Source organism: Paraburkholderia aspalathi, assembly GCF_905220735.1.
GTDB lineage: Bacteria > Pseudomonadota > Gammaproteobacteria > Burkholderiales > Burkholderiaceae > Paraburkholderia > Paraburkholderia aspalathi.
The window spans coordinates 243,786-257,837 of the sequence record NZ_CAJNBA010000002.1; the positions used below are offsets into that span (position 1 = coordinate 243,786).

12 protein-coding genes are annotated in these 14,052 nt (G+C 62.2%); 11 read left to right on the forward strand and 1 reads right to left on the reverse strand.

What is annotated here, in order from left to right:
* The first annotated feature begins 128 nt into the window (after window positions 1-128).
* The 9 genes from hfq to KHO30_RS12105 all read left to right on the forward strand — a co-directional run bounded on the left by hfq (window position 129) and on the right by KHO30_RS12105 (window position 9,918).
* Window positions 129-365 carry an RNA chaperone Hfq gene (hfq, locus tag KHO30_RS12065; RefSeq protein WP_006051315.1) on the forward strand — a complete coding sequence of 79 codons (237 nt, stop codon included), beginning with the start codon at window positions 129-131 and terminating at the stop codon, window positions 363-365.
* Between the two features lie 73 nt (window positions 366-438).
* Window positions 439-1,611, forward strand: a complete 1,173-nt coding sequence (hflX, locus tag KHO30_RS12070) for a GTPase HflX (RefSeq protein WP_408194124.1) — start codon at window positions 439-441, stop codon at window positions 1,609-1,611.
* A gap of 49 nt (window positions 1,612-1,660) precedes the next feature.
* Entirely contained in the window at window positions 1,661-3,040 is a 1,380-nt protein-coding gene (hflK, locus tag KHO30_RS12075; RefSeq protein ID WP_200617859.1) for an FtsH protease activity modulator HflK, read from the forward strand.
* Window positions 3,041-3,052: 12 nt separating this feature from the next.
* Window positions 3,053-3,955, forward strand: coding sequence for a protease modulator HflC (gene hflC / locus KHO30_RS12080; RefSeq protein WP_211701145.1), 903 nt, complete (start codon window positions 3,053-3,055; stop codon window positions 3,953-3,955).
* A 44-nt stretch (window positions 3,956-3,999) separates the two neighbouring features.
* Complete coding sequence (locus KHO30_RS12085) at window positions 4,000-4,191, forward strand: DUF2065 domain-containing protein (protein WP_054041860.1); 192 nt, start codon at window positions 4,000-4,002, stop codon at window positions 4,189-4,191.
* A gap of 232 nt (window positions 4,192-4,423) precedes the next feature.
* The gene (locus tag KHO30_RS12090; RefSeq protein ID WP_093633521.1) at window positions 4,424-5,575 is read left to right on the forward strand and encodes an ATP phosphoribosyltransferase regulatory subunit; all 1,152 of its coding nucleotides are present in this window, start codon (window positions 4,424-4,426) and stop codon (window positions 5,573-5,575) included.
* A 214-nt stretch (window positions 5,576-5,789) separates the two neighbouring features.
* Complete coding sequence (locus KHO30_RS12095) at window positions 5,790-7,136, forward strand: adenylosuccinate synthase (protein ID WP_093633520.1); 1,347 nt, start codon at window positions 5,790-5,792, stop codon at window positions 7,134-7,136.
* A 3-nt stretch (window positions 7,137-7,139) separates the two neighbouring features.
* On the forward strand, window positions 7,140-7,730 hold the full coding sequence (locus tag KHO30_RS12100) for a phosphoribosyltransferase (protein WP_175053700.1): 591 nt from the start codon (window positions 7,140-7,142) through the stop codon (window positions 7,728-7,730).
* 301 nt (window positions 7,731-8,031) lie between these two features.
* The gene (locus tag KHO30_RS12105) at window positions 8,032-9,918 is read left to right on the forward strand and encodes a potassium transporter Kup (protein ID WP_211701146.1); all 1,887 of its coding nucleotides are present in this window, start codon (window positions 8,032-8,034) and stop codon (window positions 9,916-9,918) included.
* 150 nt (window positions 9,919-10,068) lie between these two features.
* On the opposite strand, the gene KHO30_RS12110 is transcribed toward KHO30_RS12105, so the two are convergent.
* Window positions 10,069-12,420 (reverse strand): Tex family protein, encoded by a 2,352-nt coding sequence (locus tag KHO30_RS12110; protein ID WP_211701147.1) that lies wholly within the window; start codon window positions 12,418-12,420, stop codon window positions 10,069-10,071.
* A 379-nt stretch (window positions 12,421-12,799) separates the two neighbouring features.
* Here KHO30_RS12110 and KHO30_RS12115 point away from each other — a divergent pair, with 379 nt between their 5' ends.
* Entirely contained in the window at window positions 12,800-13,702 is a 903-nt protein-coding gene (locus KHO30_RS12115) for a hypothetical protein (RefSeq protein WP_211701148.1), read from the forward strand.
* Window positions 13,703-13,831: 129 nt separating this feature from the next.
* The gene (locus tag KHO30_RS12120) at window positions 13,832-14,050 is read left to right on the forward strand and encodes a DUF465 domain-containing protein (RefSeq protein ID WP_093633515.1); all 219 of its coding nucleotides are present in this window, start codon (window positions 13,832-13,834) and stop codon (window positions 14,048-14,050) included.
* Window positions 14,051-14,052: the final 2 nt, after the last annotated feature.

A 14,052-nucleotide genomic window follows, 5' to 3' on the forward strand; every position in this document is an offset into this window, starting at 1 on the left:
TTGGGTTTGGCCGCAAGGCCGGCCCGCTCGCGCAAAAATGAAAATCGGCTATAGTGTAGCGGTTGACGGCGGATCTCTTTTTCTTCGTCGTCAATTCAGTCAACCTGCAAAAAAATACGGAGTTTGCTATGAGCAACAAAGGGCAATTGTTACAAGACCCGTTTTTGAACGCACTGCGTAAAGAGCATGTGCCGGTGTCGATCTACTTGGTCAACGGCATCAAGCTTCAAGGGAACATCGAATCGTTCGACCAGTACGTCGTGTTGCTCCGGAATACGGTCACCCAGATGGTTTACAAGCACGCAATTTCTACGGTCGTGCCTGCCCGTCCGGTGAATTTCCACCCGGATTCCGAACAGTCCTAACCCCCGTCCGCGGCCGGCGTAGCGTCGCCCGTTGGCGATTACTCCCGGCCGCCTTATTTTGATACCCTCCAATTTGATCAATGCAGCGCTTGTCGGCATCGACTTCGGTAAGATCGATTTCGAAGCCAGTCTGGAAGAACTCAGCCTGCTCGCGCAAAGCGCGGGCGCCAATCCCTTAGTCACCCTCACGGGGCGCCGGTCCAGTCCCGATGCCAAGATGTTTGTAGGCAGCGGCAAGGCCGAAGAATTGCGTCTGGCCTGTGAGGCGAACGACATCGAACTCGTCATTTTCAATCACGCTCTGGCGCCTGCACAGCAGCGCAATCTGGAGCAGGCGCTTAACCGCCGCGTGATCGATCGCACCAGTCTCATCCTCGATATTTTTGCGCAACGCGCCCGCAGCCATGAAGGCAAGCTGCAGGTGGAGCTCGCGCAGTTGCAGTATCTATCGACGCGGCTAATCCGCGCATGGACCCACCTTGAACGCCAGAAGGGCGGTATTGGTTTGCGCGGTCCTGGCGAAACGCAGCTCGAAACTGACCGCCGTTTGATCGGTGAGCGCATCAAGGCGCTCAAAACCCGCCTCGAAAAACTGCGCCGCCAGCACGGCACGCAGCGCCGCGCGCGCAGCCGCAATCAGACGATGTCCGTGTCGCTCGTCGGCTACACCAACGCGGGCAAATCCACGCTCTTCAATGCGCTGACGAAGGCTCAGGCGTACGCTGCCGACCAGCTGTTCGCCACGCTGGACACCACGTCCCGCCGTGTCTATCTGGGCGATGAAGCCGGCCAGGTGGTGGTATCCGACACGGTCGGTTTCATCCGCGAATTGCCTCACCAACTGGTGGCGGCTTTCCGCGCCACGCTCGAGGAAACCATCCACGCCGATCTGCTGCTGCATGTGGTCGACGCGTCGAGCGCCGTGCGTCTCGATCAGATCGATCAGGTGAACGAGGTGTTGCACGCAATTGGTGCGGACACGATCCGGCAGGTGCTGGTGTTCAATAAGATCGACGCCGTGCCGGAGTTGGCGGCCCGTGGCGACGCGGTCGAGCGGGATGAGTATGGTAATATTTCGCGCGTCTTTTTGAGCGCGCGCACGGGGCAAGGGCTGGATACATTGCGCGCTGCCATCGCTGAAATCGCTACTGCCGAACCTCTCTCCGATCCGCTGGTCGATCTGTCGGAAGAAGACCGGTCGGCAGCACCACGCGAGGACCGTAAGGTCTCAGAACTCGGGCACTGACCCGCTCCAATTGCACTGACCCGCTGTCTACTCTGGTGAACGAACACAGGTGAACGATTACAACGAGCGGAGTATCTGGCTGCGCATGCGCGCCATGCTTTCACTGAACGATCCGCGCTGGGGCCGGGGCGACGGCAATGGCGAACGCCAACGACCTAACGAACCCAAGCGGCCGCCGGCCAAGGACGGTGAAGGCCCGCCCGATCTCGACGAGATGTGGCGCGATTTCAACCGCCGTTTGAGCCGGGTGTTCGGCCGCAAGGGCGGCGGTGCGGGTGGTGGCCGTCCGGACAACGGTCGCGGCGCGCGCATTGGCGTGGGCATCGTGATCGGCGTGTTGATCGCGATCTATCTCGGCAGCGGCGTGTTCGTCGTGCAGGATGGCCAGGCCGGCGTCGTGATGCAGTTCGGCAAGTATCGCTACACCGCGGGGCAGGGTGTGCATTGGCGTCTGCCGTATCCGTTCGAGGCGCACGAGCTCGTCAACGTCGGCCAGATCCGCCAGGTGGAGATCGGCCGTAACAACGTGGTGCGTCTCGCCAACGTGAAAGACGCGTCGATGCTCACGCACGACGCCGATATCGTCGACGTGCGCTTTGCCGTGCAGTACCAGGTGAGCAAGCCGACCGACTATCTCTTCCGCAGCGTCGATCCCGATCAGAGCGTGATGCAGGCCGCGCAGGCGGCGGTGCGTAGCATCGTCGGTGCGCGCAGCACCAGTGACATCCTCTATCAGGATCGCGAAACAATTCGCCAGCAACTGATGGCGTCGATTCAGCAATCTTTGGATGAATACCAGTCCGGCCTCGCCGTGACCGGTGTGACGATCCAGGGTGTGCAGGTGCCCGACCAGGTGCAGGCCGCTTTCGACGATGCCGCCAAAGTGCGCCAGGACAACGAACGCGCCAAACGCGACGCGCAGGCCTATGCCGCCGAGCTGCTGCCGCGCGCGCAAGCGGATGTGGCGCATCAGGTCGACGAAGCGAAAACGTATAGCGACAAGACGGTGGCCCAGGCGCAAGGCGATGCCGAACGCTTCAAGCAGGTCTACGCGCAGTACTCGAAAGCGCCCGCTGTGATTCGCGAGCGCATGTACCTGGAAACCATGCAGCAGATCTATTCGAATACGACCAAGGTGTTTGTGGACAGCAAGAGCGGCAACAACGTGTTGTATCTGCCGCTCGACAAGCTGGTCGAGCAGACTCGCCAGCGCGTAGCCGACGCTGCTGCAGCCGCTTCCGGTGCTGCCGTTACGTCGGGCGCCGCCGCGCCGCAAGCCGCGAGCAGCGCCACCGCACCGGCTGCTGCTGCCGCTGCTTCCGCGCCCGCCGCGGTTGCGACGCCTGCCAGTCAGGCCGCCGCCAGCAGCGACGCACTGCGTTCACGCGACTCCTTCCGCAGCCGTATGCGCGAAGACGACGTTCAATAAGGAGCGCACATCATGAACAAGATCATTGCGCTCGTCGTAGCCGTCGTCATCGTGCTGTTTGCCGCGTCGTCGATGGTATTCGTGGTCGACCAGCGGCATATGGCTGTGTTGTCCTCGCATGGCGACACCGCGCCCGAATTGCTCGGCCCGGGCTTGCATGTGAAGCTGCCGCCGCCGTTGCAGACGGTCACGCTGGTCGATAACCGCATCCAGTCGCTCGACGCGCCGGATGAAGACCGTTATGTCACGTCGGACAAAACCGACCTGCTGGCCAACCCGGTCATCAAATACCGCGTAACCGATCCGCTGAAGCTGCTCGCCGAAACCCGCGGCGACGTGCAAAGTCTGGCGGACCGCCTCGCGCTGTTGTCGCGCAGCGCGCTCGGCGACGCGTTCGCCAAGGTCACGCTGACCGATGCGCTGGCAAAGCAACAAGCCGTCGCGGACGAAGCACGTGGCACGATGAGCAAAGCCGCGGCGTCGCTGGGCGTTTCGGTGCTCGACGTGCAACTGACGCGCGTCGATTTCCCCGCGGCGATGGCCGACTCGGTCTACAAGCGGATGATCGCCGCACGCGAGCAGGCCGCGGCCGACGAACGTGCGAAGGGCACGGCCGAGGCCGACCAGATCAAGGCGGATGCCGTCGGCCAGCAACAGGCGATTCTCGCGGACGGCTATAAGCAGGCGCAGACCATCAAGGGCGAGGGCGATGCCAAGGCCGCGGAAATCGCGGCGGAAGCATATGGCAGCGACCCGCAGTTCTACCAGTTTTATCAAAGCATGCAGGCGTACAAGAACACCTTCAAGCCGGGCGACGTGATCGTGGTCGACCCGAGCAGCGAGTTCTTCCGCTTCATGCGTAGCCCGACCGGTGGCGCCGCCCCGGACGCTCCCGCGGTACCGCGCAAACACTGATAACCGGAAGGCCGCGGCATCCGCATCGCGGCCCCTTCATTCGCATGGACATAGCCGGCTCGTTACTGCTCGCGATCGCATTGATGCTGATTATCGAAGGGATGTTTCCCTTCGTTTTTCCGAGCGCCTGGCGCGACACGTTCCGTAAAATAGCGGAACGGCCCCCGCATCAGATTCGCGTCGGCGGGCTGGTCGTGATGGTGCTCGGATTGATCCTGCTGTTTATCGTGACCTGAGGGCGTCGCATAGCGCCGCCGCTGCGCGCCGTTGCGTTGGCGCTCCATTTGCGCGGCATCAGCGGCTTGGCAACAGCGAGCGTTCAGCGGCGCGGGCCAGGAAGGGTTATGAAGGGCCGTAAAGGGCCGCCCCAATACCCGCGACAGCCGCCAGAATAGAGCCGTCGCCCGCCATTCACACACATTTACCGGCGCACCCAGCCGCCGTGTTCAACGTCGTAGGACTGTATCGATGTCGACCTGGTTACTTCCCGAGAATATCGCCGACGTGCTGCCGTCGGAAGCCCGCAAGATCGAAGAGTTGCGGCGCCATTTGCTGGACCGTTTCCGCTCGTACGGCTACGAGATGGTGATGCCGCCGCTGCTCGAGTACATCGAGTCGCTGCTTACCGGCGGCGGGCAAGATCTGAATCTGCGCACGTTCAAGCTCGTTGATCAGATGTCCGGGCGCACGCTCGGTCTGCGCGCCGACATTACGCCGCAGGTCGCGCGTATCGACGCACACCTGCTGAATCGTCAGGGCGTGACGCGTCTTTGCTATGCCGGCAATGTGGCGCATACGCGTCCGCGCGGCCTGCACGCCACGCGTGAACAGATCCAGATCGGGGCGGAAATCTATGGTCACGCCGGTCTCGAAGCGGATCTGGAAATCCAGCAGTTGATGCTCGACGCGCTGCGTCTGGCCGGCCTCGCGAAAGTGCGGCTCGATCTGTGCCATGCCGGCGTGCTCGCCGCGCTGATCGAAGCGGAACCTGCTGCTGCGGAGTTGGGCCAATCGCTGTACGACGCGTTAGCCGGCAAGGATGTGCCGCGCCTCGTCGAGCTGACCGCCAATCTCACGCCGGTTACGCGCGACGCATTGCGCTCGCTCCCTACACTTTACGGCGACGCGTCGGTACTCGACGAAGCCCGGGCACGCTTGCCGAACGCACCAGCTATCGCCCGCGCGCTCGACGACCTCGCATTCCTCGCGAGCCAGGTGGACGGCGCCGAAGTGATGATCGATCTGGCTGATTTGCGCGGCTACGCGTACCACAGCGGCGTGATGTTCTCGGCGTATGTGGACGGCGTGCCGAACGCGGTTGCGCGCGGCGGCCGTTACGACCACGTCGGCCAGGCCTACGGCCGGGCACGTGCCGCAACTGGCTTCTCGCTCGATCTGCGCGAAGTTGCTCGAATTTCGCCCGTAGAAGCGCGCAGCAGCGCGATTCTCGCGCCGTGGCAGCATGACGACGCGCTGCGCGTGAGCGTCGCCGCACTGCGCGATGCCGGTGAAGTCGTGATCCAGGCGCTGCCTGGCCACGAGCACGATCTGGACGAGTTCGCCTGCGACCGCGTGTTGGTCGAGCGCAACGGCGCGTGGGTCGTCGAACCCCGTTCCTGAGCGTGAATCGATAGACCGCCCGAGGGCCATCCCAAGGGCCATCCCAAGGGCATTTCAGAAGGCGTCCAAAGCGTCGCCGAACCCGGCGCGGCCACTCGCCGCGCTATTTTCGATATACCCACCATAACGTGCATACCGTTGAGCGGAAACGGAAAAATTCGGAAGGTTCCGCGAACATAGGTAGAATACGTTTTTAACCAGCTTACGAAACAACATGTCTGCCAGCGCAGTGAATGTGAACCCCGGGCGCAACGTCGTCGTCGTGGGGACCCAGTGGGGTGATGAAGGCAAGGGCAAGATCGTCGACTGGCTGACGGACCACGCCCAAGGCGTCGTTCGCTTCCAGGGCGGTCACAATGCCGGTCACACGCTTATCATCGGCGGCAAGAAAACCATCTTGCGTCTGATTCCGTCGGGCATCATGCATCCCGGCGTCGCGTGCTACATCGGCAATGGCGTCGTGTTGTCGCCGGAAGCGTTGTTCAAGGAAATTGGCGAGCTCGAAGCCGCCGGGGTCGATGTTCAGAATCGCCTCTTCATTTCCGAAGCCACCACCCTGATCCTGCCGTATCACATTGCCATCGACCAGGGCCGCGAAGCGCGCCGTGGCGCGAGCAAGATCGGCACCACCGGCCGCGGCATCGGCCCGGCCTACGAAGACAAGGTGGCGCGCCGCGGTTTGCGCGTGCAGGACCTGTTCGAGCCAGAAAGCTTCGCCGAACGTCTGCGTGAAAATCTCGATTATCACAACTTCGTGTTGACGCAATACCTGGGCGTCGCTGCAGTCGACTTCCAGCAAACGCTCGACACGATGCTGAGCTATGCCGACCGTCTGAAGCCGATGGTGACCGACGTGTCGCGCCGTCTGTACGATGAAAACGCCGCCGGCAACAATCTGCTGTTCGAAGGCGCGCAAGGCACGCTGCTCGACATCGACCACGGCACCTATCCGTACGTCACGTCGAGCAACTGCGTGGCCGGTGCGGCTACCGCGGGCGCAGGTGTGGGTCCGCAAAAGCTGAACTACATTCTTGGCATCACCAAGGCGTATTGCACGCGTGTCGGTTCGGGCCCGTTCCCGAGCGAACTGTACGACGCGGATAACGCCGCGCGTCAGGAACCGATTGGCCTGGAACTCGCCAAGGTCGGTAAGGAATTCGGCTCGGTCACCGGTCGTCCGCGCCGCACCGGCTGGCTCGACGCCGCCGCACTGCGCCGCTCGATTCAGATCAACGGCGTGTCGGGTCTGTGCATGACCAAGCTCGACGTGCTCGACGGCCTCGACGAAGTGAAGCTGTGCGTCGGCTACACGGTCGACGGCAAGAATATCGACCTGCTGCCGCGTGGCGCATCGGAAGTCGCGCGTTGCGTACCGGTGTACGAAACCTTCGCGGGCTGGAAGGAAAGCACCGTCGGCATCACGGAATGGGACAAGCTGCCGGCCACCGCGCGTGCGTATCTGACGCGTGTGCAGGAAGTCGCGGGCATTCCGATCGACATGGTGTCGACCGGTCCGGATCGCGACGAAACGATTCTGCTTCGTCATCCGTTCAAGGTTTAAGCCATGGTGCAAGGTGTACCCATGATTGCGATGAAAGATCCGCGCAACGACGACAAGAACCTGTGGGTCGGCTGGGACGAATATCACCGGCTGATCGAACTGCTGGCGTTGCAGGTGCATGAATCGGGCTGGAAGTTCGACAAGATTCTGTGTCTCGCGCGCGGCGGTTTGCGCGTCGGCGACCAGCTCTCGCGTATTTACGATCTGCCGCTGGCGATTCTCGCCACCAGTTCGTACCGCGAAGCGGCCGGCACGGAGCAGGGCGAGCTTGACATCGCGCAATACATCACGATGACGCGCGGAGAGCTGCACGGCAACGTGCTGCTGGTCGACGATCTGGTCGATTCGGGTGTGACGCTGGCACGCGTGCAGGCGCATCTGAAAGAACGTTATCCGGCGATCACCGCGGTGCGCTCGGCGGTACTCTGGTACAAGGGCTGCTCGAAAGTGAAGCCTGATTACCATGTGCAGTATCTGCCGACCAATCCGTGGATTCACCAGCCGTTCGAGGAATGGGACACGGTTCGTCCGCATAACCTCGGCGCGTGGATCAAGCGCGGCATGCAGCAGGACCAGGAGTCGTCGGGCACGTGATGCGCGCTACGACGTCGTGTGTATCGCGTCGTATCCCGTGCAGTGTCTGCAAGACGGAGCCCGATTGGGCTCCGTTTTTTTTATGTGCGTTATGTGTCCGCCGTATGTCCCGCGAAGGGTGCCTCGCAAAACGCGCATGCCGCGCTGGCGAAACGCCTGACGCAGCAGACGCGCCTAAATCGCAGTGCTACACTGCGCGGACCATCCACGTGGTGTATCCACAACAAGCCGGGCGGCGCTAGGCGGGCAGTTTAGAATAGCGGTCGTTTTTTCCGCTCAGGGAACGGATTTCCTCGCGTCTATGACAGATAACAATCACGTGCACAAACAGCCTCTGCCTTCCCTCGCGATTGCTGCGATCGGAGTGGTGTTCGGCGATATCGGCACGAGCCCGCTGTACTCGCTGAAAGAAGCTTTCAGCCCGGCACATGGCATTCCGCTGACCAACCAATCGATTCTGGGTGTGATCTCGCTGCTGTTCTGGGCGATCGTGATCGTGGTCAGCATCAAGTACGTCTTGTTCGTGATGCGCGCCGACAACAACGGCGAAGGCGGCGTCCTCGCGCTGATGGCGCTGGCGCTGCGCTCTCTCGACCAGAAGTCGAAAATGGCCGGCCTGTTGATGATGCTCGGCATTTTCGGCGCCTGCATGTTCTATGGCGACGCGGTGATTACGCCCGCCATTTCGGTGATCTCCGCAGTCGAAGGCCTTGAGATCGCGGCGCCCAATCTGTCTCATCTGGTGCTGCCGCTCACGATGGTGATCCTCGTGCTGCTGTTCTGGATTCAGCGGCACGGAACGGCCACCGTCGGTCGCCTGTTTGGCCCGATCATGGTGCTGTGGTTCGTGGTGCTCGCCGCGCTCGGCCTGTGGCACATCCTGCAGTCGCCGAATGTGATCCGCGCACTGAATCCGTACTACGCCTACACCTTTATGGCCGCGCACGTGTTGCAGGCTTACGTGGTGCTTGGCTCGGTCGTGCTGGTGCTGACGGGCGCCGAAGCGCTGTACGCCGATATGGGCCACTTCGGTGCGAAGCCGATCCGCATGGCCTGGTACTTCCTCGTAATGCCTTCGCTGGTGCTGAACTATTTCGGCCAGGGCGCGCTGCTGATGCACGACCCGAAGGCAATCGAAAACCCGTTCTTCCTGCTTGCACCGGATTGGGCGCTGCTGCCCCTCGTGGTGCTGTCCACGGTGGCGACCGTAATCGCGTCGCAAGCCGTGATTTCTGGCGCCTATTCGTTGACGAGCCAGGCGATCCAGCTCGGCTACGTGCCGCGCATGAAGATCCTGCACACGTCGGAACTGGCGATCGGCCAGATCTATGTGCCGGTGGTGAACTGGATGCTGCTGTTCATCATTCTGTGCATCGTGATCGCGTTCAAGAGCTCGGATAACCTCGCCGCCGCGTACGGTATCGCGGTGACGGCCACCATGGTCATCACCACGGTCCTGGCCTGCGTCGTCATGGTGAATGTGTGGAACTGGAACAAGTTCCTCGTGGCGCTGATCATCGGCGTGTTCATGGCGGTCGATTTAGGCTTTTTCGGCGCCAATCTGCTCAAGGTGGCCGAAGGCGGCTGGCTGCCGCTCGGCATCGGCGCGCTCCTGTTCTTCCTGCTGATGACCTGGTTCAAGGGCAGGATGATCGTCAAGGAGCGTACAGCGGCTGACGGTATTCCGCTTATGCCGTTCCTGCAGGGTCTGCTCGCGCATCCTCCGCATCGTGTGTCGGGTACCGCGATCTATCTGACGGGTAGCGATTCGCTCGTGCCGGTGAGCTTGCTGCACAACCTGAAGCACAACAAGGTGCTGCACGAACGCACGATTTTCCTGACTTTCGTGACGCTGGATATTCCGTATGTGAATGATGCGGAACGCGTGACGGTAAAGGATCTGAACGGCGGCTTGTTCCTCGTCAAGGCAGCGTACGGTTTCAACGAAACGCCTGACGTGAAGGCTGTGTTGCTCGAAGTCGGCCGCACGCACGACATGACCTTCGAGTTGATGGACACGTCGTTCTTCCTCGCCCGTGAAACGGTCGTGCCGACGCAGTTGCCTGGCATGTCGGTGTGGCGCGAACGTGTGTTCGCATGGATGCATCAGAATGCCGCCAAGCCGACCGACTTCTTCAGTATTCCCGCCAACCGGGTGGTGGAGTTGGGGACGAAGATCGAGATCTGACGCGACGGATCGAGGTTCGGACGCGCCTTGCATGTGAAGGCGCGGCAAGCGAAAAGAGATAAAAAAAGCCCACGCAATTGCGTGGGTTTTTTTTCTGCTCAGTCATCGCGGATGTCAGTGCGTGAGCGAATCACGCACTGACGAACCCGCTTATTTCTGCTTGAGCTTGGCGAATGCCGCGGCCATTGCGCCGCCTGCTTCCGGCTCACGCGAGCGCTGTTGCTGCGCGCCGCGGCCAGCACCGCCCGAACGGCTCGAACCGCCCCGATCCTGCTGGGCGCCGCCACCGCTGCGCGGCGCGGCTGCCGCGCCGAACTCGTCGTCCAGACGCATGGTCAGCGCGATACGCTGGCGCTTCACGTCGACTTCCAGCACCTTCACCTTGACGATCTGGCCGGCCTTGACCACTTCGTGCGGGTCTTTGATGAACTTCGTCGACATGGCCGACACGTGCACCAGACCGTCCTGATGCACGCCGATGTCGACGAACGCACCGAAGGCCGCCACGTTCGTCACGACGCCTTCGAGCACCATGCCCGGCGTCAGATCGCTGACCTTCTCGACGCCTTCACGGAAGGTCGCGGTCTTGAACTCGGGGCGCGGGTCGCGGCCCGGTTTTTCGAGTTCCAGCAGAATGTCGCGCACGGTCGGCAGGCCGAAACGTTCGTCGACGAATTCGGCCGGCGAGAGGCCACGCAGTGCATCGCGATTGCCGAGTACTTCGCCGACATGCTTGCTGATCTTCGCCAGCATGCGTTCCACGACCGGATACGCTTCCGGGTGAACCGACGAACGATCGAGCGGGTTCTCGCCGTTGTTGATGCGCAGAAAACCGGCGGCCTGTTCGAAGGTCTTGTCGCCCAGACGCGGCACCTTGCGCAGATGTTCGCGCGACGGGAACGGGCCGTTTGCATCGCGATAGTCAACGATGTTACGAGCCAGCGTCGCGTTCAAACCCGACACGCGCGCGAGCAACGCGACCGACGCCGTATTGGCGTCCACGCCGACCGCGTTCACGCAATCCTCGACCACCGCGTCGAGCGAGCGGGCCAGTTCGCGCTGATTCACGTCGTGCTGATACTGGCCGACGCCGATTGCCTTCGGCTCGATCTTCACCAGTTCCGCGAGCGGATCCTGCAAACGGCGCGCAATCGACACCGCGCCGCGCAGCGACACGTCCATGTCCGGGAATTCTTTCGCCGCGAGTTCGGAGGCCGAGTACACGGACGCACCGGCTTCCGAGACGACGATCTTCTGCAGCTTGAATTCCGGATGACGCGCGATCAGCTCGCTCGCAAGCTTGTCCGTTTCGCGCGACGCCGTACCGTTGCCGATACTGATCAGCTCAGCCTGCGTCTGTGCACAGATGCGCGCCAGTTTCGCAATCGAGCCGTCCCAGTCGCGGCGCGGCTCGTGGGGATAAATCACGTCGGTGGCGAGCACCTTGCCGGTCCGGTCGACCACGGCGACTTTCACGCCGGTGCGCATGCCCGGATCGAGGCCGATCACGGCCTTCGGTCCGGCGGGCGCTGCCAGCAGCAAGTCCTTCAGATTGCGCGCGAACACGCGGATCGCTTCATGTTCGGCTTCGTCGCGCAGATTGGTCAGCAGTTCGTTTTCGATATGCGGCTGCACCTTCACGCGCCAGCACCAGCGGCACACGTCGGCGAGCCACTTGTCGGCCGGACGGTTCTGATTGGCGATGCCGAAGTGGCGGGCGATCAACGCTTCGCCCGGATGCGGCACTTGCGCGTCGAGTTCTTCGCCGAGCCCGAGCTTGACCATCAGCACGCCCGCATTGCGGCCGCGGAACAGGGCCAGCGCGCGATGTGACGGCACGGTTCGAATGGTTTCCGCGTAATCGTAGTAATCGCGGAATTTTTCTTCTTCCGCGTTTTCCTTGCCCTCGACCACTTTCGACGACACCACGCCCTGGTTGAACAGGTAATCGCGCAGCTTGCCGAGCAGATCCGCGGTTTCGCCGAACTGTTCGGAGAGGATGTCGCGCGCGCCGTCGAGCGCGGCCTTGATGTCGGCGACGCCTTTCTCGGCGTCCACGTAGGCGGCGGCTTCGGTTTGCGGGTCGAGGAGGGGATTGGCCAGCAGCGCGTCGGCGAGCGGCTGCAGGCCGGCTTCGCGGGCGATCTGCGCGCGCGTGCGGCGCTTGGGCTTATACGGGAGATACAGGTCTTCCAGCACCTGCTTGCTGTCGGCGCCTTCGATCGCGGCGCGCAGTTCGTCGGTGAGCTTGCCCTGTTCGTCGATGCTCGCGATGATCGTGGCGCGCCGGTCTTCCAGCTCGCGCAGGTACAGCAGGCGCTCCTCGAGATTACGCAGTTGCGTGTCGTCGAGATTGTCGGTCACTTCCTTCCGGTAGCGGGCGATGAACGGAACAGTCGCTCCTTCGTCGAGAAGTTGCACCGCGGCCGCGACCTGGCGCGGCTGGACGGACAGTTCGGCGGCGATGCGCTGTACGATCTTGAGTGCTACGGTTTCCGTCATAAGGTCTTGGTGTTCCTGCTGCTCAATCAAAGGTCGCGCCGTAGTGGCACATGCCCGACACATGCCAGGCATACTCCGGGCCCACGTCGGGCACACCGGTGTACGCTGGGTATGCGCGCTGCGACCAGGTTGCTGGAGCGGGGCATTTTGCCATAAATGCAAAAGGGCTCAACCGCAGGGTGATAGAATTTCGGGCATGTTCCGTTGACCAATTACGACGTTGCCAACCTCCCTGTCCCTCAACCGCCTGGACTCCCGCTTGGTCTCTCGCTTGTCACAATTACCGCTTTTTCTGACGCCGCGTGTGTCGCGCTCGCCGCTTACATCGCTCACGTCGGTGTTGCGGTCCCTGTTCAGGTCAGCGCTTCCGTCCAATGGGATGTTTTTCGTTTCGTGCGCGTCGTGCGTCATGGCAGCTTCGCTGGCCATGTCCGCGCCGGCCGTAGCGCAATCCGCAGCGCCGCTCGTGGCCGCCAGCAGCCTCGCGCCGGCAGCGGCTTCGGGCACAACGAGCACCCTGAGCGCCACGGGCGCGGACAATGCCGATAACGCGGCATCGCCCAACAGCGCATTCGACGCGCGGCAGAAAGTCCTCGATCAGCGTACTGAGGAAAACAACTACCGTTACGCGGTCGCCGAACACGATTGCTACAGTAAGTTCTTTGTCAACCACTGTCTGAACAAAGCGCGCGACAGCATGCGTTCGGTGCAGGCCGATATTCGCAAGGAACAGCTCGCGCTCGACGGCGAACAGCGTGTCCAGCACGCCCGCCAGCGTGACGAGCAGGCAGCGCTCAAGCGCGCGCAAGACGAAGCCAGCGCGCCGCAGCGTGCCGCTGACGACGCGCGCAACGCCCAGGCCTACGAAGACAAGCAGCGCCAACACCAGCTCGACCAGGCGCAGCGCGCGGCCGAGGCGCCGCAACGCAGCGCCAACGAGCAAGCCTATCAGCAGAAGCAACAACAGCACGCGCTGGATCAGGCGCAGCGCGGCATCAGTCCGTCGCAGGCCGCTGCCAACAGCCAGGCATACGACCAGAAGCAGGGCGACTTCCAGCGCAAGCTTGACCAGGCGCGTCAGCAGGGCGCGCAAAAGGCGCAGGAGCGGGTGGAGAAGCAGCAGACCTTCGAGAAAAAGCAGGCCGATGCGGCGCAGCACAAGGCCGATGTCGAGGCTCGTCAGAAGCAGGCGGCCGAGAAAGCCGAGCAGAAACGTCAGGACCAGTTGAAAGAGCAACAGCAGCTTGAAGAACAGCAAAAGCAGCAAAAGGAACAACAGTAGGTGTGCTGTAGCGGGTTCTGGTAGGGTAGTAGCCAGGCAGCAGTCGTCGTAACGCGTTTTAAGCCGGACAGCAACCTCAGGCATTGGGCTGCATATGCAGCCCTGTGCCGCATACGAGAGGAGGCGAGCATGCGCGATCAACATCACGTCATCACCGCGGACACATTGCGCGACCGTATTCTGCAACTGGAATCGGAGCATAGTGGGCTCGATCGCTTGATCGACCGAATGTCGGAAGAGCCCGGCATCGACGACTTCGAGTTGCAGCGCCTGAAAAAGCGCAAACTCAAAGTCAAGGACACCATCATCTTGCTGCAATTGCAGCTCGAACCGGACGCACGCGCCTGAGT